Source organism: Klebsiella sp. GW_Kp182, from assembly GCF_040062275.1.
In the GTDB taxonomy this organism is placed as follows: Bacteria; Pseudomonadota; Gammaproteobacteria; order Enterobacterales; family Enterobacteriaceae; genus Klebsiella; species Klebsiella michiganensis.
In genome coordinates this window covers 1-25,177 of the sequence record NZ_JBEAFQ010000069.1, presented here as the reverse complement: position 1 = coordinate 25,177, position 25,177 = coordinate 1, and the positions used below count along the sequence as shown (strand labels likewise).

The 25,177-nt window shown below is 56.6% G+C and carries 23 protein-coding genes; 15 read left to right on the top strand and 8 right to left on the bottom strand.

Annotated elements, in window-relative coordinates:
• Nucleotides 1-86: 86 nt before the first annotated feature.
• Both clpA and clpS read right to left on the bottom strand, forming a co-directional pair.
• A complete protein-coding gene (gene clpA, locus ABLU88_RS26360; protein WP_004849425.1) occupies nucleotides 87-2,369 on the bottom strand; it encodes an ATP-dependent Clp protease ATP-binding subunit ClpA in 2,283 nt (760 codons plus the stop codon).
• Between the two features lie 30 nt (nucleotides 2,370-2,399).
• Nucleotides 2,400-2,717 (bottom strand): ATP-dependent Clp protease adapter ClpS, encoded by a 318-nt coding sequence (clpS, locus tag ABLU88_RS26355; RefSeq protein WP_004100628.1) that lies wholly within the window; start codon nucleotides 2,715-2,717, stop codon nucleotides 2,400-2,402.
• A 324-nt stretch (nucleotides 2,718-3,041) separates the two neighbouring features.
• Between clpS and cspD the strand changes: the two genes are divergently transcribed.
• Nucleotides 3,042-3,272 carry a cold shock-like protein CspD gene (cspD, locus tag ABLU88_RS26350; RefSeq protein ID WP_004100627.1) on the top strand — a complete coding sequence of 77 codons (231 nt, stop codon included), beginning with the start codon at nucleotides 3,042-3,044 and terminating at the stop codon, nucleotides 3,270-3,272.
• 68 nt (nucleotides 3,273-3,340) lie between these two features.
• Here the strand turns inward: cspD and macB are convergent, their stop codons facing one another.
• The 3 genes from macB to ABLU88_RS26335 all read right to left on the bottom strand — a co-directional run bounded on the left by macB (nucleotide 3,341) and on the right by ABLU88_RS26335 (nucleotide 8,233).
• A complete protein-coding gene (macB, locus tag ABLU88_RS26345; protein ID WP_025108294.1) occupies nucleotides 3,341-5,287 on the bottom strand; it encodes a macrolide ABC transporter ATP-binding protein/permease MacB in 1,947 nt (648 codons plus the stop codon).
• The gene (gene macA / locus ABLU88_RS26340) at nucleotides 5,284-6,399 is read right to left on the bottom strand and encodes a macrolide transporter subunit MacA (RefSeq protein ID WP_014228619.1); all 1,116 of its coding nucleotides are present in this window, start codon (nucleotides 6,397-6,399) and stop codon (nucleotides 5,284-5,286) included. The genes macB and macA overlap by 4 nt, the downstream gene beginning before the upstream one ends.
• Before the next feature lie 175 nt (nucleotides 6,400-6,574).
• The gene (locus ABLU88_RS26335) at nucleotides 6,575-8,233 is read right to left on the bottom strand and encodes an ATP-dependent endonuclease (RefSeq protein ID WP_348838555.1); all 1,659 of its coding nucleotides are present in this window, start codon (nucleotides 8,231-8,233) and stop codon (nucleotides 6,575-6,577) included.
• A 382-nt stretch (nucleotides 8,234-8,615) separates the two neighbouring features.
• Between ABLU88_RS26335 and aqpZ the strand changes: the two genes are divergently transcribed.
• The 4 genes from aqpZ (at nucleotide 8,616) to hcr (ending at nucleotide 13,113) form a co-directional block, all read left to right on the top strand.
• The gene (gene aqpZ / locus ABLU88_RS26330; RefSeq protein ID WP_004849414.1) at nucleotides 8,616-9,311 is read left to right on the top strand and encodes an aquaporin Z; all 696 of its coding nucleotides are present in this window, start codon (nucleotides 8,616-8,618) and stop codon (nucleotides 9,309-9,311) included.
• Between the two features lie 125 nt (nucleotides 9,312-9,436).
• Nucleotides 9,437-10,336 (top strand): lysine exporter LysO family protein, encoded by a 900-nt coding sequence (locus ABLU88_RS26325; RefSeq protein WP_014837946.1) that lies wholly within the window; start codon nucleotides 9,437-9,439, stop codon nucleotides 10,334-10,336.
• A 145-nt stretch (nucleotides 10,337-10,481) separates the two neighbouring features.
• A complete protein-coding gene (gene hcp, locus ABLU88_RS26320) occupies nucleotides 10,482-12,134 on the top strand; it encodes a hydroxylamine reductase (protein ID WP_025108293.1) in 1,653 nt (550 codons plus the stop codon).
• A 10-nt stretch (nucleotides 12,135-12,144) separates the two neighbouring features.
• A complete protein-coding gene (gene hcr / locus ABLU88_RS26315; protein ID WP_014228614.1) occupies nucleotides 12,145-13,113 on the top strand; it encodes an NADH oxidoreductase in 969 nt (322 codons plus the stop codon).
• 39 nt (nucleotides 13,114-13,152) lie between these two features.
• Here hcr and ABLU88_RS26310 read toward each other — a convergent pair whose 3' ends face one another.
• Nucleotides 13,153-13,587: a DoxX family protein gene (locus tag ABLU88_RS26310; protein WP_014228613.1), complete on the bottom strand. Its 435-nt coding sequence runs from the start codon at nucleotides 13,585-13,587 to the stop codon at nucleotides 13,153-13,155.
• Between the two features lie 152 nt (nucleotides 13,588-13,739).
• On the opposite strand from ABLU88_RS26310, the gene poxB reads away from it, so the two are divergent.
• The 4 genes from poxB to ABLU88_RS26290 all read left to right on the top strand — a co-directional run bounded on the left by poxB (nucleotide 13,740) and on the right by ABLU88_RS26290 (nucleotide 19,168).
• A complete protein-coding gene (gene poxB / locus ABLU88_RS26305) occupies nucleotides 13,740-15,458 on the top strand; it encodes a ubiquinone-dependent pyruvate dehydrogenase (protein ID WP_064358372.1) in 1,719 nt (572 codons plus the stop codon).
• Nucleotides 15,459-15,612: 154 nt separating this feature from the next.
• Nucleotides 15,613-16,614: a low-specificity L-threonine aldolase gene (ltaE, locus tag ABLU88_RS26300; protein ID WP_032694256.1), complete on the top strand. Its 1,002-nt coding sequence runs from the start codon at nucleotides 15,613-15,615 to the stop codon at nucleotides 16,612-16,614.
• A gap of 10 nt (nucleotides 16,615-16,624) precedes the next feature.
• Complete coding sequence (locus ABLU88_RS26295; RefSeq protein ID WP_025108288.1) at nucleotides 16,625-18,058, top strand: DUF2867 domain-containing protein; 1,434 nt, start codon at nucleotides 16,625-16,627, stop codon at nucleotides 18,056-18,058.
• Between the two features lie 96 nt (nucleotides 18,059-18,154).
• Complete coding sequence (locus ABLU88_RS26290) at nucleotides 18,155-19,168, top strand: NAD(P)-dependent oxidoreductase (protein ID WP_009653274.1); 1,014 nt, start codon at nucleotides 18,155-18,157, stop codon at nucleotides 19,166-19,168.
• On the opposite strand, the gene ABLU88_RS26285 is transcribed toward ABLU88_RS26290, so the two are convergent.
• Entirely contained in the window at nucleotides 19,165-19,995 is an 831-nt protein-coding gene (locus ABLU88_RS26285) for an N-acetylmuramoyl-L-alanine amidase (RefSeq protein ID WP_014837943.1), read from the bottom strand. The genes ABLU88_RS26290 and ABLU88_RS26285 overlap by 4 nt on opposite strands.
• Nucleotides 19,992-20,315: a heavy metal-binding domain-containing protein gene (locus ABLU88_RS26280; RefSeq protein WP_004100606.1), complete on the bottom strand. Its 324-nt coding sequence runs from the start codon at nucleotides 20,313-20,315 to the stop codon at nucleotides 19,992-19,994. Before ABLU88_RS26280 ends, ABLU88_RS26285 begins: the two co-directional genes overlap by 4 nt.
• Before the next feature lie 117 nt (nucleotides 20,316-20,432).
• On the opposite strand from ABLU88_RS26280, the gene ABLU88_RS26275 reads away from it, so the two are divergent.
• The 6 genes from ABLU88_RS26275 to artJ all read left to right on the top strand — a co-directional run bounded on the left by ABLU88_RS26275 (nucleotide 20,433) and on the right by artJ (nucleotide 24,951).
• Complete coding sequence (locus ABLU88_RS26275) at nucleotides 20,433-20,948, top strand: lipoprotein (protein ID WP_348838547.1); 516 nt, start codon at nucleotides 20,433-20,435, stop codon at nucleotides 20,946-20,948.
• 227 nt (nucleotides 20,949-21,175) lie between these two features.
• Nucleotides 21,176-21,904: an arginine ABC transporter ATP-binding protein ArtP gene (gene artP / locus ABLU88_RS26270; protein WP_004111834.1), complete on the top strand. Its 729-nt coding sequence runs from the start codon at nucleotides 21,176-21,178 to the stop codon at nucleotides 21,902-21,904.
• A gap of 19 nt (nucleotides 21,905-21,923) precedes the next feature.
• On the top strand, nucleotides 21,924-22,655 hold the full coding sequence (artI, locus tag ABLU88_RS26265; protein WP_004130868.1) for an arginine ABC transporter substrate-binding protein ArtI: 732 nt from the start codon (nucleotides 21,924-21,926) through the stop codon (nucleotides 22,653-22,655).
• Between the two features lie 6 nt (nucleotides 22,656-22,661).
• A complete protein-coding gene (artQ, locus tag ABLU88_RS26260) occupies nucleotides 22,662-23,378 on the top strand; it encodes an arginine ABC transporter permease ArtQ (protein ID WP_004100599.1) in 717 nt (238 codons plus the stop codon).
• Nucleotides 23,378-24,046, top strand: a complete 669-nt coding sequence (gene artM, locus ABLU88_RS26255; RefSeq protein ID WP_014228606.1) for an arginine ABC transporter permease ArtM — start codon at nucleotides 23,378-23,380, stop codon at nucleotides 24,044-24,046. The genes artQ and artM overlap by 1 nt, the downstream gene beginning before the upstream one ends.
• A 173-nt stretch (nucleotides 24,047-24,219) precedes the next feature.
• Entirely contained in the window at nucleotides 24,220-24,951 is a 732-nt protein-coding gene (gene artJ, locus ABLU88_RS26250) for an arginine ABC transporter substrate-binding protein ArtJ (RefSeq protein WP_014228605.1), read from the top strand.
• Nucleotides 24,952-25,177: the final 226 nt, after the last annotated feature.

Here is a 25,177-nt window from a genome sequence, read left to right as displayed (position 1 = left end):
CATAAAAAACTGCACCTTACTTCGTTGGGAGTCCAACTTTTTGGGTGCAGTTCACTGAGGCCGGTTTTGTCACTGAGTACCGAAACTTAATGCGCCGCTTCCGGTTTGTGCTTCTGCGCACTCTGGAAGTCGTAGGTCAGCGCATTTTTCTCTTTATCCAGTTCAACGGTCACCTGTCCGCCGTCAACCAGTGAGCCAAACAGCAGCTCGTTGGCCAGCGGTTTTTTCAGGTTGTCCTGAATCACCCGCGCCATCGGACGCGCGCCCATGGCCCGGTCGTAGCCTTTCTCGGCCAGCCAATCGCGGGCTTCCTGGCTGACTTCCAAAGAGACGCCTTTCTGATCCAGCTGAACCTGCAGCTCGACGATAAATTTATCCACCACCTGATGGATAACCGTCGTAGACAGATGATCGAACCAGATAATGTTGTCGAGACGGTTACGGAACTCCGGCGTAAAGATCTTTTTGATCTCATCCATCGCATCCGGACTGTTGTCCTGATGGATGAGGCCAATGGATTTACGCTCGGTTTCGCGAACCCCGGCGTTGGTGGTCATCACCAGCACCACGTTGCGGAAATCCGCTTTGCGGCCGTTGTTGTCGGTCAGCGTCCCGTTATCCATCACCTGCAGCAGCAGGTTAAAGACGTCCGGATGCGCTTTTTCAATTTCATCCAGCAGCAGCACCGCGTGCGGATGCTTAATAACCGCATCGGTCAGCAGCCCGCCCTGATCGAAACCGACGTAGCCCGGAGGCGCACCGATTAAGCGGCTGACGGTATGACGTTCCATATATTCGGACATATCAAAACGCAGCAGCTCAATGCCCAGCGACTTCGCCAGCTGTACGGTAACCTCGGTTTTACCGACCCCGGTAGGCCCGGCGAACAGGAAAGAGCCGACGGGTTTGTGCTCATGGCCAAGCCCGGCGCGCGCCATCTTGATCGCTTCGGTTAAGGCCTCAATCGCCTTATCCTGGCCGAAGACCAGCATTTTCAGGCGATCGCCGAGGTTTTTCAGCGTATCGCGATCGCTGCGGGAAACGCTCTTCTCAGGTATACGCGCAATCCGCGCCACCACGGACTCAATATCCGCTACGTTAACCGTTTTCTTACGTTTGCTCACCGGCATCAAGCGCGCACGCGCCCCGGCTTCATCAATCACGTCAATCGCCTTATCCGGCAGATGACGATCGTTAATGTACTTCACCGCCAGCTCTACCGCCGCACGTACCGCTTTCGCGGTGTAACGGACGTCGTGGTGCGCTTCATACTTCGGCTTCAGGCCGTTAATAATCTGCACCGTCTCTTCCACGGAAGGTTCGGTGATATCAATTTTCTGGAAACGCCGCGCCAGGGCACGATCTTTTTCAAAGATGTTGCTGAACTCCTGATAGGTCGTCGAGCCAATGACCCGAATCTTACCGCTGGAAAGCAGCGGTTTAATCAGGTTAGCGGCATCGACCTGCCCGCCGGAAGCCGCCCCCGCACCGATAATGGTGTGGATCTCATCGATGAACAGAATACTGTTGGTGTCCTGCTCCAGCTGCTTAAGCAGCGCCTTAAAGCGTTTTTCAAAGTCGCCGCGGTATTTGGTACCTGCCAGCAGCGAGCCAATATCCAGTGAATAGATAGTGCAATCGGCCATCACTTCCGGCACGTCGCCCTGCACGATACGCCAGGCAAGACCTTCAGCAATAGCGGTTTTACCAACGCCGGATTCCCCCACCAGCAGCGGGTTGTTCTTGCGGCGGCGGCACAGAACCTGAATAGCACGTTCCAGCTCTTTCTCGCGGCCGATCAGCGGATCGATACCGCCTACGCGGGCAAGCTGGTTGAGGTTGGTGGTGAAGTTTTCCATACGATCCTCCCCGCCTGCTTGCTCTTCGCTGCTGCCAGGCTGACTTCCGCTGTTATCGGAAGACTGGCTCGGCTCGTCTTTACGCGTACCGTGAGAGATGAAATTCACCACATCAAGTCGGCTGACTTCATGTTTACGCAGCAGGTATGCCGCCTGAGATTCCTGTTCGCTAAAAATCGCGACCAGAACGTTGGCGCCGGTCACTTCGCTGCGGCCGGAAGACTGGACGTGGAAAACAGCACGTTGCAGCACGCGCTGGAAGCTCAGCGTCGGCTGAGTGTCGCGCTCTTCTTCCGTTGCAGGCAGTACGGGTGTGGTCTGTTCGATGAAGGCTTCAAGCTCCTGACGCAGCGCGACCAGGTCCACTGAACACGCTTCAAGCGCTTCGCGGGCCGAAGGGTTGCTAAGCAGCGCCAGCAACAAGTGCTCGACGGTCATGAACTCATGACGGTGCTCGCGCGCTCTGGCGAAAGCCATGTTTAAACTGAGTTCCAGTTCTTGATTGAGCATAGGCACCTCCCCCAAGTTTATTGCCTGCATTCAGGCTTTTTCTAGCGTACATAACAACGGATGTTCGTTCTCCCTCGCATACTGGTTCACCATCGATACTTTGGTTTCTGCGACTTCTGCGGTAAACACCCCGCAAATCGCTTTACCTTGATAGTGAACCGTCAGCATCAGTTGCGTTGCACGTTCAACATCATAAGAAAAGAATTTTTGTAACACGTCAATAACAAACTCCATTGGAGTGTAGTCATCATTGACTAATATCACTTTATACATAGATGGCGGTTTAAGCGCATCTTTAACTTCGTCCTCAATTAGCTGATCGAAGTCCAACCAGTCTCTCTTACTCATCGTCAGTGTTCATCATCGGTTGCTGTTGCCAACAGGCGGTGGCCTGTCGATGACCAGAGGCTATGCACATCACAAATCTACAATAGATCATAGATAATTATCATCTATTACTTCCATCCGCGACGTCTGTCACATTCCCCGGCAATAGCGTTAACTGCTTCAAATTTTGACGCATTTTTCACCGTCCCCTGGCGTCAATCGCTTGACGCATTTCCTGATTTCTCTAAATTGTAGTGGCGAGAGTTGGCGAGCAAATGAACAACTCGTCACTCCACTACCGGTTCATTCCATCTTACTTATAAGATTTACGAAGGATGTCGAAGTATGGAAATGGGTACTGTTAAGTGGTTCAACAATGCCAAAGGGTTCGGTTTTATCTGCCCTGAGGGCGGCGGCGAAGACATTTTCGCCCATTACTCGACCATCCAGATGGATGGTTACAGAACGCTAAAAGCCGGACAAGCGGTTCGGTTTGATGTTCACCAGGGGCCAAAAGGTAACCACGCCAGCGTGATTGTCCCTGTTGAAGCTGAAGAAACAGAAACAGCCGCATAACTCTTTTGCTTCATTGTGTACATCCCGCCAGCAAAATGCCAGTCCTTCTGACTGGCATTTTTTTATCGCTACTCGCGCGCCAGGGCGTCGACGGGGTCCAGACGAGCCGCATTGCGCGCCGGTAGCCAGCCAAACAGCACCCCGGTCAGCGTGGAGCATAAAAACGCGGTCAATAGCGCCAACGGTGAAAAACCGATCTCCCAGCCGGGTAAAAACAGCTGTAATACAAAGGCAATCAGCAGCGAAAGCGTGACGCCCAGCGCCCCGCCGACCAGGCAAACCAGCACCGCCTCGATCAAAAACTGCTGTAAGACATCGCTGGCTCGCGCCCCGACCGCCATACGGATACCGATCTCCCGCGTGCGTTCGGTGACGGAGACCAGCATAATATTCATCACGCCAATACCGCCGACCACCAGCGCAATCACCGCCACCAGCGTCAGAAACAGCTGTAATGTATGTGTGGTCCGTTCCGCCGTTTTCAAGATGCTGTCCATATTCCAGGTGAAAACATCTTTCTTACCGTGACGCAGTTCCAGTAGACGCAACAGCTGCTGCTCGGCAACCGCGCTGTCGTAGCCTTCATTGACGCGCACGGTGATGGAATTCAGCCACGACTGCCCCATCACCCGGCCAGCCATCGTGGTATAGGGCAACCAGACGCGCAGAATTTTGCTGCTGCCGAACATTGACTGTTTTTCATCCGCCACGCCGATCACCGTCGCGGGCATATTGCCGACCAGAATCACTTCGCCGACGACCCGCGCTTTATGCGGAAATAGCTGTCGGCGCGCGTTGCTGTCGAGCACCACCACCTGCGCGCGGCTATTTAGCTGAAGCTCGTTAAAGGTATTGCCTTCGCTAAAGGTCATGCCGTAGACGTTAAAGTACTGCGCCCCCACGCCCTCGGCGCTGGCGGCAACGTCGATGTTATCCGCCCGCAGGCGCAGGCTTTTTGATACCGCCGGGGTCGCCGAGCTCACCCACGGCTGTTTCTGAATAGCTAACAGATCGTCGTACTTGAGCGATTGCTGATAGCGGGGATCGTCATCGCCGAAATCCTTGCCGGGATATACATCAATGGTATTCGTTCCGATAGCGCGAATATCGGCCAGCACCATCTGCTTCGCGGCATCGCCCACCACCACAATCGACACCACCGAAGCGATGCCGATAATAATGCCGAGCATCGTCAGCAGCGTACGCATTTTATTCGCCGCCATAGCGCGCCAGGCCATGATCAGCGCTTCGCGAAAGCCGCTGCTGAACTGACGCCACGCCGACGGTTCGGCCGCCGTGCGCTGGCGCAGTACGCCGCCTTGCGCCGGACTCAGCGCGGGCGGATTACGCACGATTTCACCGTCGTGTATCTCAATCACCCGCTCCGCCTGGGCCGCCACCTGCGGGTCATGGGTGACGATAATCACCGTATGCCCCTGCGCTTTTAGCTGGTGAAGGATCCCCATGACCTCTTCGCCGGAGCGGCTGTCCAGCGCACCGGTTGGCTCATCCGCCAGAATCACTTCCCCGCCGTTCATCAGGGCACGGGCGATACTCACCCGCTGCTGCTGGCCGCCGGAGAGCTGCGAAGGCTGATATTCAGCTCTGTCGCCCAGCCCCAGCCGAACCAGCAGCTCATGGGCCCGGGCCAGGCGCGCTTTGCGCTCAGCGCCGGCATAAACCGCAGGAACTTCCACGTTCTGCGCCGCGGTGAGATGCGATAACAGGTGATAGCGCTGGAAAATAAAACCGAAATGTTCCCGCCGCAGGCGCGCCAGCTCGTCGCCGTTGAGGCGAGCCACGTCCGTTCCCGCGACCCGGTAGGTACCGCCGGTCGGTTTGTCCAGACAGCCGAGAATATTCATCAGCGTGGATTTCCCGGAGCCGGACGCGCCGACGATTGCCACCATCTCACCGGCGGCAATGTTCAACGTAATGCCTTTCAGCACCTCAACGTTGCCATCGCCGGAGGGGTAGCTGCGGCGAATATCACGCAGTTCCAGTAACGCCGTCATTTCGCCGCTCCGGCCGCACCTTCGCCGATAATAACTTCATCCCCCTCGTCCAGCCCTTTCACCACCGCCACATCGGTGTCGTTACGCGCGCCGATAACGATTTCACGCTCTTTAACTTCACCGGTACGCAGCAGACGCACGTGATAGCGGTTATCGCCGATGGCCTCACCCAGCGCGCTCAGCGGGATGGTAATAACATTTTTCACTTCTGAGAGCTGAATATGCACCTGGGCGGTCATCTCCAGACGCAAGATGCCCTGCGGGTTCGGCACTTCAAAACGGGCGTAGTAGAAAATAGCGTCGTTGACCTTTTCGGGCGTCGGGAGAATATCCTTCAGCGTTCCTTCATAGCGCGTCAGCGGATCGCCCAGTACGGTAAACCAGGCCTTTTGCCCCGGCTTAAGATGAATGACGTCCGCTTCCGAGACCTGCGCCTTCACCAGCATGGTGCTGAGATCGGCCAGGGTCAAAATATTCGGCGCCTGCTGGGCGGCAATCACCGTCTGCCCCTGCAGGGTGGTGATTTGCGTCACTTCTCCGGACATCGGCGCCAGAATTTTGGTGTAGTCGAGGTTGGTTTTGGCCGTATCCAGGGTCGCCTGATTGCGTTTGACCTGGGCTTCAATCGTGCCGATTTGCGCCTCTTTGACCGCTAAGTCGGTCGCGGCGGTATCGAGGTCCTGGCGAGAGACCAGCTGCCGCTGCGCCAGCTGTTGCTGACGAGCCAGCGTCGCCGCAGATAGCTTACGTTCCGCGCGCGCCTGGTTCAGCTGCGCCCGTAGCTCCATCAACGTCGCTTCGACTTCCTTTATCTGGTTTTCCGCCTGCTCCGGGTCGATAACCCCCAGCAGCTGGTCTTTTTTCACTTTGTCGCCAATCTCGACGCGCAGCGTTTTTAGCTGCCCGCTCACCTGCGCCCCGACGTCCACTTTTTTCAACGCATCGAGCTTACCGGTCGCCAGCACGCTCTGCTGAAGGTCGCCTTTACGCACCACCAGCGTCTGATACTGCGGCAGCGGCGCATTCAGAATTCGCCATCCCCAGACGGCGAGGGCCAGCACGACAATCGCCAGCAGCCACCAAACTTTCCTGCGCTTTCCATTTAATTTCATAACAATTCCTGATGTTTTAACCCGCAGAACCCGCGACAATTCTATCTAAATGCGGCAATAGAATAACGCGCATTTTTAGATGCGCTTCATTTTTGTTTAACTGAAGTTGAGGGTGCGCAGATGAAGACCTGCCGGGATGGATCGCCCGGCAGAAAGAGAGAAACAGCGGCCAGCGCTAATCCGCGCGTCCGCGCGCCAGCCATAGCACGCGAGAGAACATTTTTTTCAGCAGTGCTGGAATGGCGTCAACTCCGCGCCGCCCGGCCTCCATAGCCACTTCAATCGCCAGGTCCGGTTTTGACGAACGGTGAATCGCTTTGGTGATCACCCGCCGCATATTCATGGGTATATTCATCGGCAGCTGCGCGACCCGGTGATAAACATCGTCGAAGCCCTGACGGTACATAAAATGCTCCATATCCATCGCCGGTAGCGCGGTGAGATGGTCTCGCTCCAGCATTTTATCGTCATTCAACAAACTGCGAACGGTGGCGGCGTATTTCTTCCCAGCTTCATCGCCATCCACCAGCACATGCCACTCAATACCCATTCGCCGGGCGAATTTAATCAACGGCTTCAAACCCGACTGGGCAAACTCAATGACCTTCACCCCTTCCGCATCAAAGTGATGGCCGCACTGGCGGGCCAGCTCGTTGATAACCCAGGTTTCCGTCTCCCCCTCCACCAGCAGCCAGCAGCGGGCAAACAGCGATGAAGCACGGTTAAAGCGAATATGAAACGCGATGCGCCGGCTGTCTTCCGCATTCATCCCGCCGGGCCCCAGCCGCCAGGCCGACACTCGTGAAGATTCACGCACCAGCCGACAGACGTGCTCGACGGGCGTTAATGACAGCAGTTCGCCGGAGTTCGTTGTCGTCACCCGCTGCAGCGGCAGTAAATTGAGCAAATGCCAGGCCACCGACAGCATAATAGGATGCAGCCGGGTTTCCGGGTCCTCAATCAACAAGAGCGGCCGCGCATCGCGATCGAGCCTTACCGTGCCTTTCGCCTGCAGCAGAGTCGAAAACAGCCCCAATAAAATCACCCGATGGCTGCGCCCGCCGGGTTTGTCGATCATCCTGTTGATGATGTCCAGATAGCGCCAGCTGCGCTGTTCATCATGTGAATGACGGCGCATCAGACGATGGCGCGACTGCGCGCTGCTCTGCTCGGCAAAATAGTGCTCCAGCAATTGCACCATAGCCGACAGCCCCTGGCGGATCTGCCCATCGGTTAAATTTTGCGGATGATGCACCAGCTCGCGGGAGAGAAAATCGAGCTGGCGGGCGGTAATCTCGATCTGCGGCGAATGCGGCACGGTACCGTTATGGATCCTCCGCATAAAACGGGCGTCGCGTAGCCGCAGAACCGGCATCAGCCGTACCAGGTGACGGGCGAGTTCATCAATATCGTCAAGCTCCAGCGCTTTCCCTTCACCATCAATAAAGCTGCGCAGGGTCATCACGCTGTCGTCATCGGCAAGCTCCCCCTCCAGGCGATAGAAAACGCGCTGATAGCCATCGTCGCAGGGAACCCAGCAGCTGCTGAGAGGACGATAGAGTCGAACCCGATGGCGACCGGGTTCATTTTCACGGAAGGTCAGGATGATATGCAGATGATGCTCGCGCCCCTGAATATCGCCGGGCGGAAACCAAAAATCTTCCCGAACAAAATGATAGAGGTCGAACTCCGGCGACAGGAGAAGCGTCAGGGCATCCAGCAGGCTGGATTTACCCCAGGCATTTTCGCCAATCAGCACGTTATTTTGTTCCAGCATCAACGATAATCGGTTAATGCCGCGAAAACCGACTATTTCTACGCGCTCAAGATGCATATGCCCTCCGCTCAGTGGCGACTATCTCCTTCAGTTATCAGCAGTATAGCGAGGTGAGCATCAACATGACACTCCGGGCGTCTGCGAATCGCTCATGGCTGCAGGGGGGAATGTGATGCGCCGTACTTCACTTAATTGAGAAACGCATTCATCATTGAAAGTCGTTTTTTTAACCGTTTTTGTTCTACACTTTTAAAAAATCCGACATGAAAAGGAATCCCAGCGCATTGTTCTAAATCAAATTACATCAATTTATTTAACTGGTCCCAAGGTGGCGATCGTCCCTAGAATAGCGTCGCTTTATTCTGGTCGTCATTCTTTGTGGCGAAAATAAAGGCCGGCACGAAAACTCGTGCGCGTTTACGTTTTTATTGAGGTGGTTATGTTTAGAAAATTAGCAGCTGAATGCTTTGGTACATTCTGGCTGGTATTTGGTGGTTGCGGCAGCGCCGTTCTGGCTGCGGCATTCCCTGAGCTGGGAATTGGTTTTGCCGGCGTCGCGCTGGCTTTCGGTTTAACCGTATTAACCATGGCGTATGCCGTCGGTCATATTTCCGGCGGACACTTTAACCCGGCGGTAACTTTAGGTTTATGGGCCGGCGGTCGTTTCCCGGCCAGGGACGTGATTGGTTATATTATCGCCCAGGTTGTCGGCGGTATTATCGCCGCCGCTATTCTGTACGTTGTCGCCAGCGGTAAAGCGGGCTTTGACGCCGCCGCTAGCGGATTCGCATCGAACGGCTATGGCGAACATTCTCCCGGCGGTTTCTCCATGCTCTCCGCTATTGTGATTGAGATCGTCCTGACCTGCGGCTTCCTGCTGGTCATTCACGGCGCCACGGATAAAAACGCACCGGCCGGCTTCGCTCCTATCGCTATTGGCCTGGCGCTAACGCTTATCCACCTGATCAGCATTCCGGTCACCAACACGTCGGTAAACCCGGCGCGCAGTACCGCGGTAGCGATATTTCAGGGCGGCTGGGCGCTGCAGCAGCTGTGGCTATTCTGGGTGATGCCGATTATCGGCGGCATTCTCGGCGGCGTGCTCTACCGCACCCTGCTGGAAAAACGCAGCTAAACTTCCCCCACTTTTCTTGAGGCCCGGTGCTGCCGGGCCTTTCTTTTTTTCCACCACTTTACTCAGTCCGGCGATTTGGGTAGTGTCAGGGGCGCTATTTTCATTCTGCAAGGACCAGGTCGTTCATGTTTTCGGGACTTTTAATCATTCTGCTGCCGTTGGTTATAGGCTATCTTATTCCTCTTCATCGACCATCAGCCCTTAAACTCATCGCGCGACTTCTGAGCTGGATTGTCTACGTTATTCTCTTTTTTATGGGTATTAGCCTGGCCTTCCTGGATAATCTGGCCAGCAACCTCCTGGCGATCCTTCATTATGCGGCGGTCAGCGTCGTTATTATTCTGCTGTGCAATATTGCCGCCCTGATGTGGCTCGAGCAAAAAATGCCCTGGCAAAATCATCATCGTCAGGAAAAATTACCCTCCCGTCTGGCAATGGCTCTGGAATCCCTTCAGCTATGCGGCGTGGTATTTATTGGTTTTATGATTGGTCTGAGCGGTATATCCTTTTTACAACACGCCACCGAGGCCAGCGAATATACCCTGATCTTCCTTTTGTTCCTCATCGGTATTCAACTGCGCAATAATGGCATGACGCTGCGGCAGATCGTACTGAATCGCCGCGGAATGATTGTCGCGGTAGTGGTCATGGTCAGTTCACTGCTGGGCGGTATCATCAACGCCTTTATTCTCGACCTGCCGCTAAAAACCGGCCTAGCCATGGCTTCCGGGTTTGGCTGGTATTCGCTCTCCGGGATCCTGCTGACCGAATCCTATGGTCCGGTAATTGGCAGCGCGGCCTTCTTTAACGATCTTGCCCGCGAGCTGCTGGCGATAATGCTTATCCCCGGACTGGTGCGCCGCAGCCGTTCCACCGCGCTGGGCCTTTGCGGCGCGACATCAATGGACTTTACGCTGCCGGTACTGCAACGCTCTGGCGGGGTGGAGATTGTGCCGGCGGCCATCGTTCATGGCTTCATTCTCAGTCTGCTGGTGCCCATATTGATGGCTTTCTTCTCCGCTTAATACCTCTCTGGCGGTAGTCTTCTGCCGCCAATTTTGCGCTAAATCAATCTCCCCGTAAGTTGTATCAGAAATACCTTTTCTCTTCTCGCGCTCGGGCATAACCTTAAACATGTATATTAAATATAACTTTAAAAAAGGTGTGACCATGTTTTGTGTGCAATGTGAACAAACCATCCGTACCCCGGCAGGGAACGGCTGCTCTTACGCGCAGGGTATGTGCGGGAAAACGGCCGAAACGTCCGATCTGCAGGATCTGCTGATTGCCTCTCTGCAGGGACTCTCCGCCTGGGCGCTTAAAGCCCGTGAATACGGCATCATCGACCACGACATCGATAGCTTTGCGCCGCGCGCTTTTTTCTCCACGCTGACCAACGTTAACTTCGATTCCCCGCGTATCGTTGGCTATGCGCGCGAGGCCATCACCCTGCGTGAAGCGCTGAAAGCCCAGTGCCTGAATATTGATGCCCACGCGACGGTTAACAACCCGATGGCCGATCTGCAGCTGGCGAGCGACGATCTGGGCGACCTGCAGCGCCAGGCGGCGGAATTCACCCCGAACAAAGACAAAGCGGCCATCGGCGAGAACATTCTCGGCCTGCGCCTGCTGTGCCTGTACGGCCTGAAAGGCGCTGCGGCTTATATGGAGCACGCGCACGTTCTGGGTCAGTACGACAACGACATCTACGCCCAGTACCATAAAATCATGGCGTGGCTCGGTACCTGGCCTGCCGATATGAACGCGCTGCTGGAGTGCTCGATGGAAATCGGCCAGATGAACTTCAAAGTGATGAGCATTCTGGACGCTGGTGAGACCACCAAATATGGTCACCCCACCCCGACTCAGGTCAACGTCAAAGCGACCGAAGGCAAATGCATTCTGATTTCCGGCCATGACCTGAAAGATCTGTACAACCTGCTGGAGCAAACCGAAGGTACCGGGGTTAACGTCTACACCCACGGTGAAATGCTGCCAGCGCACGGTTACCCGGAACTGCGTAAATTCAAGCATCTGATTGGTAACTACGGCAGCGGCTGGCAAAACCAGCAGGTCGAGTTTGCCCGCTTCCCTGGCCCGATTGTGATGACCTCTAACTGCATCATCGACCCAACCGTCGGCGCCTATGACGACCGTATCTGGACCCGCAGCATCGTCGGCTGGCCAGGCGTCAATCATCTGGAAGGCGAAGATTTCGCCCCGGTTATCGCCCAGGCGCAGCAGATGGCGGGCTTCCCGTACAGCGAGATCCCGCACCTGATCACCGTTGGCTTCGGTCGTCAGACCCTGCTGGGCGCGGCTGATACGCTGATCGACCTGGTGAGCCGTGAAAAACTGCGCCATATCTTCCTGGTGGGCGGCTGCGACGGGGCGCGCGGCGAACGTAACTACTTCACCGATTTCGCCACCAGCGTACCGGACGACTGCCTGATCCTGACCCTGGCCTGCGGTAAATACCGTTTCAACAAACTCGAATTCGGCGATATCGAAGGTCTGCCGCGTCTGGTCGATGCCGGTCAGTGTAACGACGCTTACTCTGCCATCATCCTGGCGGTCACCCTGGCTGAGAAACTGGGTTGTGGCGTGAACGACCTGCCGCTGTCTCTGGTGCTCTCCTGGTTTGAACAGAAAGCGATTGTTATTCTGCTGACCCTGCTGTCGCTGGGCGTGAAAAATATCGTCACCGGCCCGACGGCGCCGGGCTTCTTCACGCCGGACCTGCTGGCCGTTCTCAACGAGAAATTCGGTCTGCGTTCCGTGACCACCGTTGAAGAAGACATGAAGCAGCTGCTGAGCGCGTAAGGAGTAAAGAATGACAATGCCAACTCATCAGTGCCCATGGCGGATGCAGGTTCATCACATCCATCAGGAAACGCCGGATGTATGGACAATTTCGTTGCTGTGCCACGACTATTATCCGTACCGTGCCGGGCAGTATGCACTGGTCAGCGTACGTAATTCAGCGGAGACGCTGCGTGCTTACACCATTTCATCGACGCCGGGAGTAAGCGAGTACATCACGCTGACCATCCGTCGGATTGACGATGGCGCAGGCTCACAGTGGCTGACCCGCGACGTGAAGCGCGGCGACTATATCTGGCTGTCCGATGCCATGGGTGAATTTACCTGTGAAGATAAGGCTGAAGATAAGTTCCTGATGCTGGCTGCTGGCTGCGGCGTTACGCCAATCATGTCAATGCGTCGCTGGTTGGCAAAGTACCGCCCGCAGGCCGATGTGCAGGTGATCTTTAACGTTCGTTCACCGCAAGATGTTATTTTTGCCGACGAATGGCGCGAATATCCGGTGACCTTAGTCGCTGAAAACAATGCCACCCACGGTTTTGTTTCTGGCCGACTGACGACCGATCTGCTGAAAAGCGTACCGGATCTGACCTCTCGTACCGTGATGACCTGCGGCCCGGCGCCGTATATGGATTGGGTTGAGCAGGAGGTGAAAGCGCTGGGCGCGACGCGTTTCTTTAAAGAGCAGTTCTTTACGCCGGTAGCCGAAGCCGCTACCAGCGGCCTGAAGTTCACCAAACTGCAGCCGGCGAAAGCGTTCTACGCGCCGGTCGGCACCACGCTGCTCGAAGCGCTGGAAAGCAATAAGGTGCCGGTTACCGTCGCCTGTCGCGCAGGCGTCTGCGGCTGCTGCAAAACCAAAGTGGTTTCCGGAGAATATACCGTCAGCAGTACCATGACGTTAACCGATGCGGAAATCGCTGAAGGCTACGTGCTGGCCTGCTCCTGCCACCCGCAGGGTGATTTGGTACTGGCTTAACCCTCAGCTGCCGGATGGCGCAACGCCGTCCGGCAATGTTTACCGCCAGGCCGAATTGCCGCCGATGGCATAGCGCCCTGCCCCGAGGAAGGCAATCGCCAGCGCGCCAACAAAGAAATAGACCAGGCTCTCAATCGCCCACGCGCCTACCGCATCCAGCGCAAAGGTTTTGCCCGTCCCCACCATCAGCCAGGCCACGACCATCGTAAACGCCAGCACCAGCGCCGCCGGACGCGTAAGCACTCCCAGAATCAGCAGGCAAGGCGCTACCACCTCGCCCACTAAAACCCCATAAGCGATAAACCCCGGCAATCCTTTTGCTACCAGCATATTGCTGATTCCCCCTACGCCATCAAATAGCTTATGCAACCCGTGAAACAGCATCAGCCCGCCAACGGCAAGTCGTAACAAGAGTTTGCCGAAATCGTCATGGGATAGCAGTTTATTAACAGCATTTAACAGCGATTTAACCATTTGAAATGATTCCTGTTTACCACTTTATGTGAGCTCAGATTATGCGGAGTTTTTGCTGAAAAAAACCAGCGAAAAATGAGGGGGGAAAGCGAGCGTAACTGGCAGTTTCATCTAAGCTTGTAAGCGTTATCACAAAAAGGAGATGGAGAACCATGAAACAGACCGTGGCGGCATACATAGCCAAAACTCTTGAACAGGCTGGCGTTAAACGTATTTGGGGCGTAACCGGGGATTCGCTCAACGGCTTAAGCGACAGCCTGAACCGTATGGGGACCATCGACTGGATGCCCACGCGCCATGAAGAAGTGGCCGCCTTCGCCGCCGGGGCGGAAGCGCAGCTTACCGGCGAACTGGCGGTCTGCGCAGGCTCCTGCGGGCCGGGCAACCTGCATCTGATTAACGGCCTTTTCGACTGCCACCGCAATCACGTTCCGGTTCTGGCCATCGCCGCCCATATTCCTTCCAGCGAAATCGGCAGCGGCTATTTTCAGGAAACGCATCCGCAGGAGCTGTTCCGGGAATGCAGTCACTACTGTGAACTGGTCTCCACCCCGGAACAGATCCCGCAGGTGCTGGCCATCGCCATGCGCAAAGCGGTGATTAACCGCGGCGTCTCGGTAGTGGTGCTTCCCGGCGACGTTGCGCTGAAAGCCGCGCCGGAAAGCGCCAGCAGCCACTGGTACCACGCGCCGCTGCCGCACGTGACGCCGGCGGAAGAAGAGCTGAAAAAGCTGGCCCAGCTGCTGCGCTATTCAAGCAACATCGCCCTGATGTGCGGCAGCGGCTGCGCCGGAGCGCATAAAGAGCTGGTAGACTTCGCCGAGAAGCTCAAAGCGCCTATCGTTCACGCGCTGCGCGGCAAAGAGCACGTAGAATACGACAACCCTTATGATGTGGGGATGACCGGACTGATTGGCTTCTCCTCCGGCTTCCACACCATGATGAACGCTGACACCCTGGTGCTGCTCGGCACCCAGTTCCCCTATCGCGCCTTCTACCCGACGGACGCGAAAATCATTCAGATTGATATCAATCCCGGCAGTATTGGCGCCCACAGTAAAGTGGATATGGCGCTGGTCGGCGATATTAAATCGACCCTCAGCGCGCTGATGCCGCATCTTGAGGAGAAAACCGACCGTAAGTTCCTCGATAAAGCGCTGGAACACTATCGCGACGCGCGCAAGGGGCTTGATGACCTGGCGAAGCCCAGCGACAAAACAATTCATCCGCAGTATCTGGCGCAGCGCATCAGCCACTATGCCGACGACGATGCCATCTTTACCTGCGACGTGGGTACGCCGACCGTCTGGGCCGCGCGCTATTTGCAGATGAACGGCAAGCGTCGCCTGCTCGGATCGTTCAACCATGGGTCAATGGCTAACGCCATGCCGCAGGCCATCGGTGCGAAGGCCACCGCCCCTGACCGTCAGGTTGTGGCAATGTGTGGCGACGGCGGCTTCAGCATGCTGATGGGGGATTTTCTCTCGCTGGCGCAGATGAAGCTGCCGGTGAAGATCGTTATCTTCAATAACAGCGTACTGGGCTTCGTGGCGATGGAGATGAAGGCCGGGGGCTATCTGACAGACGGCACTGAACTTCACGCCACCAACTTTGCCCGCATCGCCGAAGCGTGCGGCATCAAGGGCATACGTGTTGAAAGCGCGTCAGAGGTTGATGAAGCGCTGCAAACCGCTTTCGCTACCGATGGCCCGGTCCTGGTGGATGTGGTCGTCGCCAGTGAAGAACTGGCGATGCCGCCGCAAATTAAACTGGAGCAGGCCAAAGGTTTCAGCCTTTATATGCTGCGCGCGATTATCAGCGGCCGCGGCGACGAAGTTATCGAACTGGCGAAAACTAACTGGCTAAGGTAAAAATATCCTTTTCAATTCATACGCAAAATTATTCGTGTTGCCTCAAGGCGGCAAGGCCGAAAATCCCCGGGCGCAGAGATAACTCTGTGACCGGGGTTTGAGGGAGCAGCCAACGCCGGGGCAGCGCGAAGGATGAAGTGTATAAGGATATGACATGATAGATTTACGCAGCGATACCGTTACCCGTCCGGGCCGCGCCATGCTGGAAGCCATGATGGCCGCTCCGGTCGGGGATGACGTGTATGGCGATGACCCGACCGTTAACGAACTCCAGCGCTTTGCCGCCGACCTGGCGGGCAAAGAGGCCGCTATCTTCCTGCCTAGCGGCACCCAGGCCAACCTGGTCGCCCTGCTCAGCCACTGCCAGCGCGGCGAAGAGTATATCGTCGGCCAGGGCGCGCATAACTATCTCTACGAAGCCGGCGGCGCGGCGGTGCTTGGCAGCATCCAGCCGCAGCCAATCGATGCCGCAGCGGACGGTTCCCTGCCGCTGGATAAAGTCGCGGCCAAAATCAAACCGGACGATATCCATTTCGCCCCTACCCGGCTGCTGTCGCTGGAAAACACCCATAACGGCAAAGTGCTGCCGCGTGAATATCTCAAAGATGCCTGGGAGTTTACGCGCCAGCGCGGCCTGGGGCTGCACGTTGACGGGGCGCGTATTTTTAACGCCGTCGTGGAATACGGCTGCGCGCTGCGCGAGATCGCCCGCTACTGCGACTCCTTCACCATCTGCCTGTCTAAAGGACTCGGCGCGCCGGTAGGCTCGCTGCTGGTGGGGAGCGAAGAGTACATTCACCGCGCTATCCGCTGGCGGAAAATGGTCGGCGGCGGGATGCGTCAGGCCGGTATTCTGGCGGCCGCGGGCCTGTATGCCCTGCAGAACAACGTCGCGCGCTTAAAAGAGGATCACGACAACGCCGCGTGGATGGCGGAGCAGCTGCGCGCCGCCGGCGCCGAGGTGACGCGTCATGATACCAATATGCTGTTTGTTCGCGTCGGTGAAGCGCGCGCCGCCGCGCTGGGCGAGTATCTGCGCGAACGCGGGGTGCTGATCAACGCCTCGCCCATCGTGCGCCTGGTGACGCATATTGACGTTAACCGCCAGCAGCTCACCGAGGTGGTTAGCCACTGGCAGGCATTTTTAAACCGTTAAGGAGTCCGGCGTGTCGCAGCGAATTCTGGTGCTTGGCGCCAGCGGTTATATCGGCCAGCATCTGGTGAAAAGGCTCAGCGAGCAGGGCTTCACCGTGCTGGCGGCGGCACGCCAGATCGACAGGCTTAAAAAACAGCAGCTCCCCGGCGTCGAGTGCTATTCGCTCGATTTAAACCAGCCGGACGCGCTACCCGCCCTGCTGGCGCAGGCTGATACCGTTTACTATCTGGTGCACGGGATGGGCGAAGGCGGGGACTTTATCCGCCACGAACGGCGGGTCGCCCTCAACGTTCGCGACGCGCTGCGCAAGTCGCCGGTGAACGAAGTCATCTTTCTCAGTTCCTTACAGGTGGAGAAGCAGGAGCAATCCGATCATCTGCGCGCCCGCCAGATCACCGGCGATCTGCTGCGCGAATCGGGCGTTCCGGTAGCGGAAGTTCGCGCCGGCATTATCGTCGGCGCCGGTTCCGCCGCCTTCGAAGTGATGCGCGATATGGTCTACAACCTGCCGGTGCTGACGCCGCCGCGCTGGGTGCGCTCGCGCACCACGCCGATTGCGCTGGAAAATTTACTCTACTATCTGCTGCAGCTGCTAAACCATCCGGCCCGCGAGCATCGGGTGTTTGAAGCCGCCGGACCGGAAATTTTGAGCTATCAGCAGCAGTTCATCCGCTTTATGGCGGTCAGCGGCAAACGCCGCCCGCTGATCCCCATCCCTTTCCCGACCCGCTGGATTTCGGTGTGGTTTCTCAACGTCATTACCTCAGTGCCGCCAACCACGGCCAAAGCGCTGATCCAGGGGCTAAAGCACGATCTGATTGCCGACGATCGGGCCCTGCGGGCCTTAATTCCTCAACCGCTTATCGCGTTTGATGAAGCGGTGCGCCTTACGCTTAAAGAAGAGGAGCAGCTGGTGAACTCCAGCGACTGGGGCTACGATGCGCAGGCCTTCGCCCGCTGGCGGCCCGAGTACGGCTACTATCCGAAACAGGCAGGCTGTACCGTTAACACTTCCGCCAGCCTTGCTGCGCTGTGGAAGGTAGTCAACCAAATTGGCGGCAAAGAGGGCTATTTCTTCGGCAACGCTCTGTGGAAAACGCGCGGGGTGATGGATCTGCTGGTCGGTCACCGGCTGGCAAAAGGTCGCCCGGAAAATGAATATCTGCAGACCGGCGATGCGGTGGACAGCTGGAAGGTGATTATCGTCGAGCCGGAAAAGCAGTTGACGCTGTTATTCGGCATGAAAGCGCCCGGCCTTGGCCGCCTGAGCTTTACCCTGCGCGATAAAGGCGATCATCGCGAACTGGACGTGCGCGCCTGGTGGCACCCGCACGGTATGCCGGGGCTTTTCTACTGGCTGCTGATGATCCCGGCGCATCTGTTTATTTTTCGCGGTATGGCGCGACGCATCGCCCACCTGGCGGAGCAAATCACCATCAAATAGAGTATAGGTGCAGAATTCTTTCATGATTCTCATTGCATCGTAGTCAGAATCACGGAAAAATGCGCACGAAATTCTTTTGTTAAACAGTGGATCGATATGAAGGTACTGGTTACCGGTGCGACCAGCGGATTGGGCCGCAACGCGGTGGAATATCTGCGTAACAGGGGCATTAGCGTCAGAGCGACCGGGCGCAACGAAGCGATGGGCAAGCTTCTGAGCAAAATGGGCGCAGAGTTCGTCCCTGCGGACTTAACCGAGCTGGTCTCTTCGCAGGCCAAAGTGATGCTCGCCGGTATCGATACCCTGTGGCACTGTTCCAGCTTTACCTCGCCGTGGGGCACCCAGCAGGCCTTCGATTTAGCTAACGTGCGCGCGACCCGGCGTCTCGGCGAGTGGGCGGTTGCCTGGGGCGTGCGCAACTTCGTGCATATCTCTTCGCCGTCGCTCTATTTTGATTATCACCATCATCGCGATGTTGCGGAGGATTTCCGCCCGCAGCGTTTCGCCAACGAATTCGCCCGCAGCAAGGCGGCAAGCGAAGATGTGATCAATCTGCTGGCGCAGGCCAACCCAAATACCCGTTTTACAATCCTGCGTCCGCAAAGCCTGTTTGGCCCGCATGATAAAGTGTTTATCCCGCGCCTGGCGCAGATGATGCAGCACTACGGCAGCGTCCTGTTGCCGCGCGGCGGCAGCGCGCTGGTGGATATGACCTACTATGAAAACGCGGTACACGCGATGTGGCTCGCCAGCCAGCCGCAGAGTGACCTTCTGCCCTCGGCCCGCGCGTACAACATTACTAACGGCGAACCGCAAACCCTGCACAGCATTGTGCAGAAACTCATAGACGAGCTGGGGATTAAGTGCCGCATCCGTTCGGTTCCCTATCCCATGCTGGATATCATCGCCCGCAGCATGGAGCGCTTTGGCAATAAGTCAGCGAAAGAGCCCGCATTTACCCACTACGGCGTCTCTAAGCTGAACTTTGATTTTACTCTTGATATCTCCCGCGCCCAGCAGGAGCTAGGCTATCAGCCGGTCATCACGATGGATGAAGGGATTCTCCGCACCGCCGCGTGGTTGAAGGACCACGGCAAGCTGCACTATTAACCACGCCCGTACTTTTCCAGCAGCGCTTCGGCTATCGCCAGGGTTTGCGCATCGGCAACCCCGTCCCAGCGCGCGGGACGGAAGTGCATCTGGAAAGCCATAATGACCCGCTTCTGCTGCGCTGGCGTCATTTCCGGCGTCACCTGATAGCCGTAGCGCGCCAGGACGTCCAGCAGCGCTGCGGCGTCTACCGGCTCGTATGACGGACGGCCCTGCAGATAAAATGCCACGCGCCGGGCATCAGGCCATGCGCCAATCCCCTGCTCGGCCAGCCTGCGCCACGGGAACAGCGGCCCCGGATCGTCTTTGCGCTGCGGCGCGATATCCGCATGGGCGACCACGTTCTGCGGCGCGATGTGGTAGCGGGCGATAATATCTTTCGCCAGCGGGATCAGGGCGTCAATCTGCGCCGGATTAAACGGCGTAAAGCTTTTCACCCCCGCCGTTTTTTGCCAGCCGCGGTTCTCCAGCTCGATGCCAATCGAAGTGTCGTTAATGCGCGTGCTGCCGCGCCAGAAGCTGACGCCCGCATGCCAGGCCAGTTCCTCTTCCGGCACCAGCTGCCAGATCCGCGGTTTGCCTCCGTGCAGCGGCGGTTTCTCCGGGATCAGGTAGTGAGAGCTCACCTGGTTATCCGTCAGCGTCGCCAGCGAAACGTCGAAATCATCGGCGGTGTAGTGAATCACCAGCACTTTGATGCGCGGATAAGCCGCCTGCGCCGGATGGCGCGTATCCAGCTGATAGCCATCGCGATCGATAATACCTTTTTCGCTGGCGCAGCCCGCCAGCAGCAGCGCCAGCAGTACGCCTGCCCGGCAAGCTCTCATCGGCGGGTCTTCACCGCGGTGCCGCTAACGCTGACCATCAGCATGCTGCTATCTTTACCTACGGTTTCGTAGTCAATATCAATCCCGACCACCGCATTGGCGCCCAGCGCCTTCGCCTGCTCGCTCAGCTCTTCAAACGCAATTTCACGGGCCTTACGCAGCTCCTTTTCATAGGCGCCGGAACGACCGCCGACGATATCGCGGATGCTGGCGAAAAAATCGCGGAATACGTTGGCGCCGAGAATCGCTTCCCCCGTGACGACGCCGCAGTATTCAATGATGGGCTGACCTTCGAGGGTCGGAGTGGTGGAAAATTGCATGATGAAACTCCTTCTTTAGCGTTCAATGCGTTAGCTCTAAGGGTCAAGCACAATCCCTATCTGATACACTATGCTTGAAAAGATATTCTAACGTAGTGAGCTCATAAGGAAATCATCATGCGCTACAAAGTTCTTGCATTAGTCCTCCCCTGCGCGCTGGCGCTCAGCGCCTGTACTACCGTCACGCCTGCGTACAAAGATAACGGCACCCGCAGCGGCCCCTGCATCGAAGGCGGCCCGGATGACGTAGCGCAGAAGTTTTATGACTATCAGGCACAGCACCGCAACAGCGATTTAACCGCGCTGCGCCCATACCTGAGCGACGGTCTGGCAAAACTGCTGAACGACGCGCGTCAGGACCCGTCTAACAACGCCCTGCTGCAGCCAAATCTTTTCTCCAGTAGCACAACGCCAGCCGACAGCGCCGATGTCGCCAGCGCCTCCACCATCCCTAATCGCGACGCGCGCAATATTCCCCTGCGCGTGGAGCTGAAACAGGGCACCCAAAGCTGGAAAGACGAAGTGCTGATGATTCAGGAAGGCCAGTGCTGGGCCGTGGATGACGTGCGCTACCTCGGCAACAACGCCCATGCGCCGGCGGGCACCCTGCGTCAGAGTCTGGAAAAACGCTAATCCAGGCGTTGGGCCGCTCGGGCCGAATGAAATAACCCCGGTAAAATGTCGGCATTTCCGCTGGTAATGCCGACATTGACTTATCCCACCTTCACGAAGCCATATTTTGTGCTAACTTTAAATGTAAACATGGTTTACATTTAACTTTTAACGCATAAATATTGCATAACTATTCTGCCAAAGGTACTATTTGCGGCCTCAATTGCTATATGTATCAGACTGCCCAGATGAGCATAAAATTAAACGGCATTAATTGCTTCTACGGCGCACACCAGGCGCTGTTCGACATCACGCTGGATTGCCCGCAGGGGGAAACGCTGGTGCTGCTCGGCCCAAGCGGTGCCGGTAAAAGCTCGCTGCTGCGCGTCCTTAATCTGCTGGAGATGCCGCGTTCCGGTACGCTGCATATCGCCGGAAATCATTTCGACTTTACCAAAGCGCCTTCTGACAAAGCCATTCGCGAGCTGCGCCAGAACGTGGGTATGGTGTTCCAACAGTACAATCTGTGGCCGCATCTGACCGTGCAGCAAAATCTGATTGAAGCTCCCTGCCGCGTGCTCGGTTTGAGCAAAGATCAGGCTCTCGCCCGCGCTGAAAAGCTGCTCGAACGTCTGCGCCTGAAACCCTATAGCGATCGCTACCCGCTGCATCTTTCCGGCGGCCAGCAGCAGCGCGTCGCTATTGCCCGCGCCCTGATGATGGAACCGCAGGTTCTGCTGTTCGATGAACCCACGGCGGCGCTCGATCCAGAAATCACCGCCCAGATCGTCAGTATTATCCGCGAACTGGCTGAAACCGGTATTACGCAGGTTATCGTCACCCACGAAGTGGAAGTGGCGCGCAAAACAGCCAGCCGCGTGGTCTATATGGAAAATGGCCATATCGTTGAACAAGGTGATGCCGGCTGCTTCGCGCATCCGCAGACCGACGCGTTTAAAAACTATCTTTCACATTGATGTTTTCGGGGAAATGACGATGAAAAAAGTACTGATTGCCGCTCTTCTTGCGGGCATGAGCCTCTCCGCTACCGCAGCCCAGACCATTCGTTTCGCCACCGAGGCCTCCTACCCTCCGTTTGAATCGATCGACGCCAATAACAAAATTGTCGGCTTTGATGTCGATCTGGCGAACGCGCTGTGTAAAGAGATTGATGCCACCTGCACCTTTACCAACCAGGCTTTCGACAGCCTGATCCCCAGCCTGAAGTTCCGCCGTTTCGACGCGGTCATGGCCGGGATGGACATCACCCCTGAGCGTGAAAAACAGGTGCTGTTCACCACCCCGTACTATGAAAACTCCGCGCTGTTCGTCGGCCAGCAGGGTAAATTCACCAGCATTGACGCCCTGAAAGGCAAGAAAGTCGGCGTGCAGAACGGCACCACTCACCAGAAATTCATCACCGACAAACACCCGGAAATCACGACCGTTCCTTACGACAGCTACCAGAATGCGAAGCTGGACCTGCAGAACGGCCGTATTGATGCCGTATTCGGCGATACCGCCGTGGTGACCGAATGGCTGAAGAGCAATCCGAAGCTGGCCGCGGTGGGCGACAAGGTGACCGATAAAGACTACTTCGGCACCGGTCTCGGCATTGCGCTGCGCCAGGGCAATACCGAACTGCAGCAGAAATTTAACGCTGCGCTGGAAAAAGTGAAAAGCGATGGGACTTACCAGTCTATCTATAACAAATGGTTCCAGAAGTAACGCTGAATGAACGAATTTTTTCCATTAGCAAGCGCCGCCGGGATGACCGTCGGCCTTGCCGTTTGCGCCCTGATCATCGGCCTGGTGCTGGCGATGCTCTTTGCCGTCCTCGAGTCGGTAAAGCTGCGTCCGGTCGCCTGGCTCGCAACCGGCATTGTCACCCTTTTGCGCGGACTACCGGAAATTCTGGTGGTTCTGTTTATCTATTTTGGTTCCTCACAGCTGCTGCTGACCCTTTCTGACGGTTTTACGATCAATCTCGGCATTGTGCAGATCCCGGTACAAATGCAGATTGAAAACTTCGACGTCAGTCCGTTCCTCTGCGGGGCTATCGCGCTTTCTCTGCTGTATGCCGCTTACGCATCGCAGACCCTGCGCGGGGCGCTTAAAGCCGTTCCGCAGGGGCAATGGGAATCCGGTCAGGCGCTGGGATTATCGAAAGCCGCTATTTTCTTTCGCTTAGTGATGCCGCAAATGTGGCGCCACGCGCTGCCGGGACTCGGCAACCAGTGGCTGGTGCTGCTGAAGGATACCGCGCTGGTGAGCCTGATCAGCGTCAACGATCTGATGCTGCAAACTAAAAGCATCGCCACCCGAACCCAGGAGCCGTTTAACTGGTATATCATCGCGGCGGCAATCTATCTGGTCATCACCCTGTTGAGTCAGTACATTCTGAAACGTATTGACCAGCGTGCGACGCGCTTCGAACGGAGACCAGGCTGATGCTTGATTACTTACCCGAACTGCTAAAAGGGCTGCATACCAGCCTGACGCTGACCGCAGCCTCTATCGTCGTAGCGCTGATTCTGTCGCTGATCTTCACCATCATTCTGACGCTAAAAACGCCGGGGCTGGTGTGGATCGTGCGCGGCTATATCACGCTGTTTACCGGCACGCCGCTGCTGGTGCAGATCTTCCTGATTTACTACGGCCCGGGACAGTTCCCGTCGCTGCAGGAGTATCCGGTACTCTGGCATCTGATTTCCGAGCCCTGGCTCTGCGCGCTGATCGCCCTTTCTCTCAACAGCGCCGCTTATACCACGCAGTTGTTTTATGGCGCCATTCGCGCCATCCCGGATGGCCAGTGGCAATCCTGCGGCGCGCTGGGAATGAGTAAGAAAGATACGCTGGCGATCCTGCTGCCGTACGCCTTTAAACGCGCCCTCTCCTCCTACTCCAACGAAGTGGTGCTGGTGTTCAAGAGTACGTCTCTGGCCTACACCATTACCCTGATGGAAGTGATGGGTCACAGCCAGCTGCTCTATGGGCGTACCTATGATGTGATGGTGTTCGGCGCCGCTGGCATTGTCTATCTGGTGGTCAATGGCCTGCTGACGCTGCTGATGCGCCTGGTGGAACATAAAGCGCTGGCCTTTGAGCGACGCAATTAAAAACGCATAAAAAGCCAAATCAAGACGGATAAGCTCACTGAATTATCCGTCTTTTTTTATTCTAATTAAAATAAATATCCATGATTATTGAATATAAATTCAATTAGTGGCATTGTTACTCCCAGCCGCAGACACGGCACAACATCATAAGATTGACCGACGGGAGTTTCACAATGAAAAAGTTAGTTCTGGCCGCACTGCTTAGCACTTTCGCCTTTGGCGCCGCTGCCGCAGAAAAAATCAGCTTTGGCGTTTCTGCAACTTACCCACCGTTTGAATCGATGGACGCCAATAACCAGATCGCCGGTTTCGACATCGATCTGGCAAACGCGCTGTGTAAGCAGATGCAGGCTGAGTGTACGTTTACCAACCATGCCTTCGACAGCCTGATCCCGGCGCTCAAATTTAAGAAATATGATGCGGTCATCTCCGGCATGGACATTACCCCGGAGCGCAGCAAGCAGGTGGCGTTTACCGACCCGTACTACGCTAACTCCGCGCTGGTTATCTCGAAGAAAGATGCCTTCCACTCTTTTGCCGATCTGAAAGGTAAGCGTATCGGGATGGAAAACGGCACCACGCACCAGAAATACCTGCAGGATAAACATCCGGAAGTGAAAACCGTAGCTTACGATAGCTACCAGAATGCGTTTATCGACCTGAAAAATGGCCGTATTGATGGGGTGTTTGGCGATACCGCCGTGGTCAACGAGTGGCTAAAAACCAACCCGCAGCTGGGCGCGGCAACGCCGAAAGTCACCGACGCGCAGTACTTCGGTACCGGCCTCGGCATTGCGGTACGCCCGGATAACAAAGCGCTGCTGGAAAAACTGAACGCCGCGCTGAAGGCGATTAAAGCCGACGGCACCTACGAGAAAATCAGCAAGCAGTGGTTCCCGGAGTAAGCATTTCCCGGAGGCGGCGCTTGACGCGCCTGTCCGGGCTACCGGCCCGCAGACAGTCGTGGCCCCGGAGCCCGGGCAAGCGCAGCGCGGCCCGGGACGAAGCCGCACTAAAGCCTCAACCCCGGCGCACTCCCCGGGTTGCGGCGTAAACGCCTTACCCGGGCTACCGGTCCGCAGACAGCCGTGGCCCCGTAGCCCGGGCAAGCGCAGCGCGGCCCGGGACGAA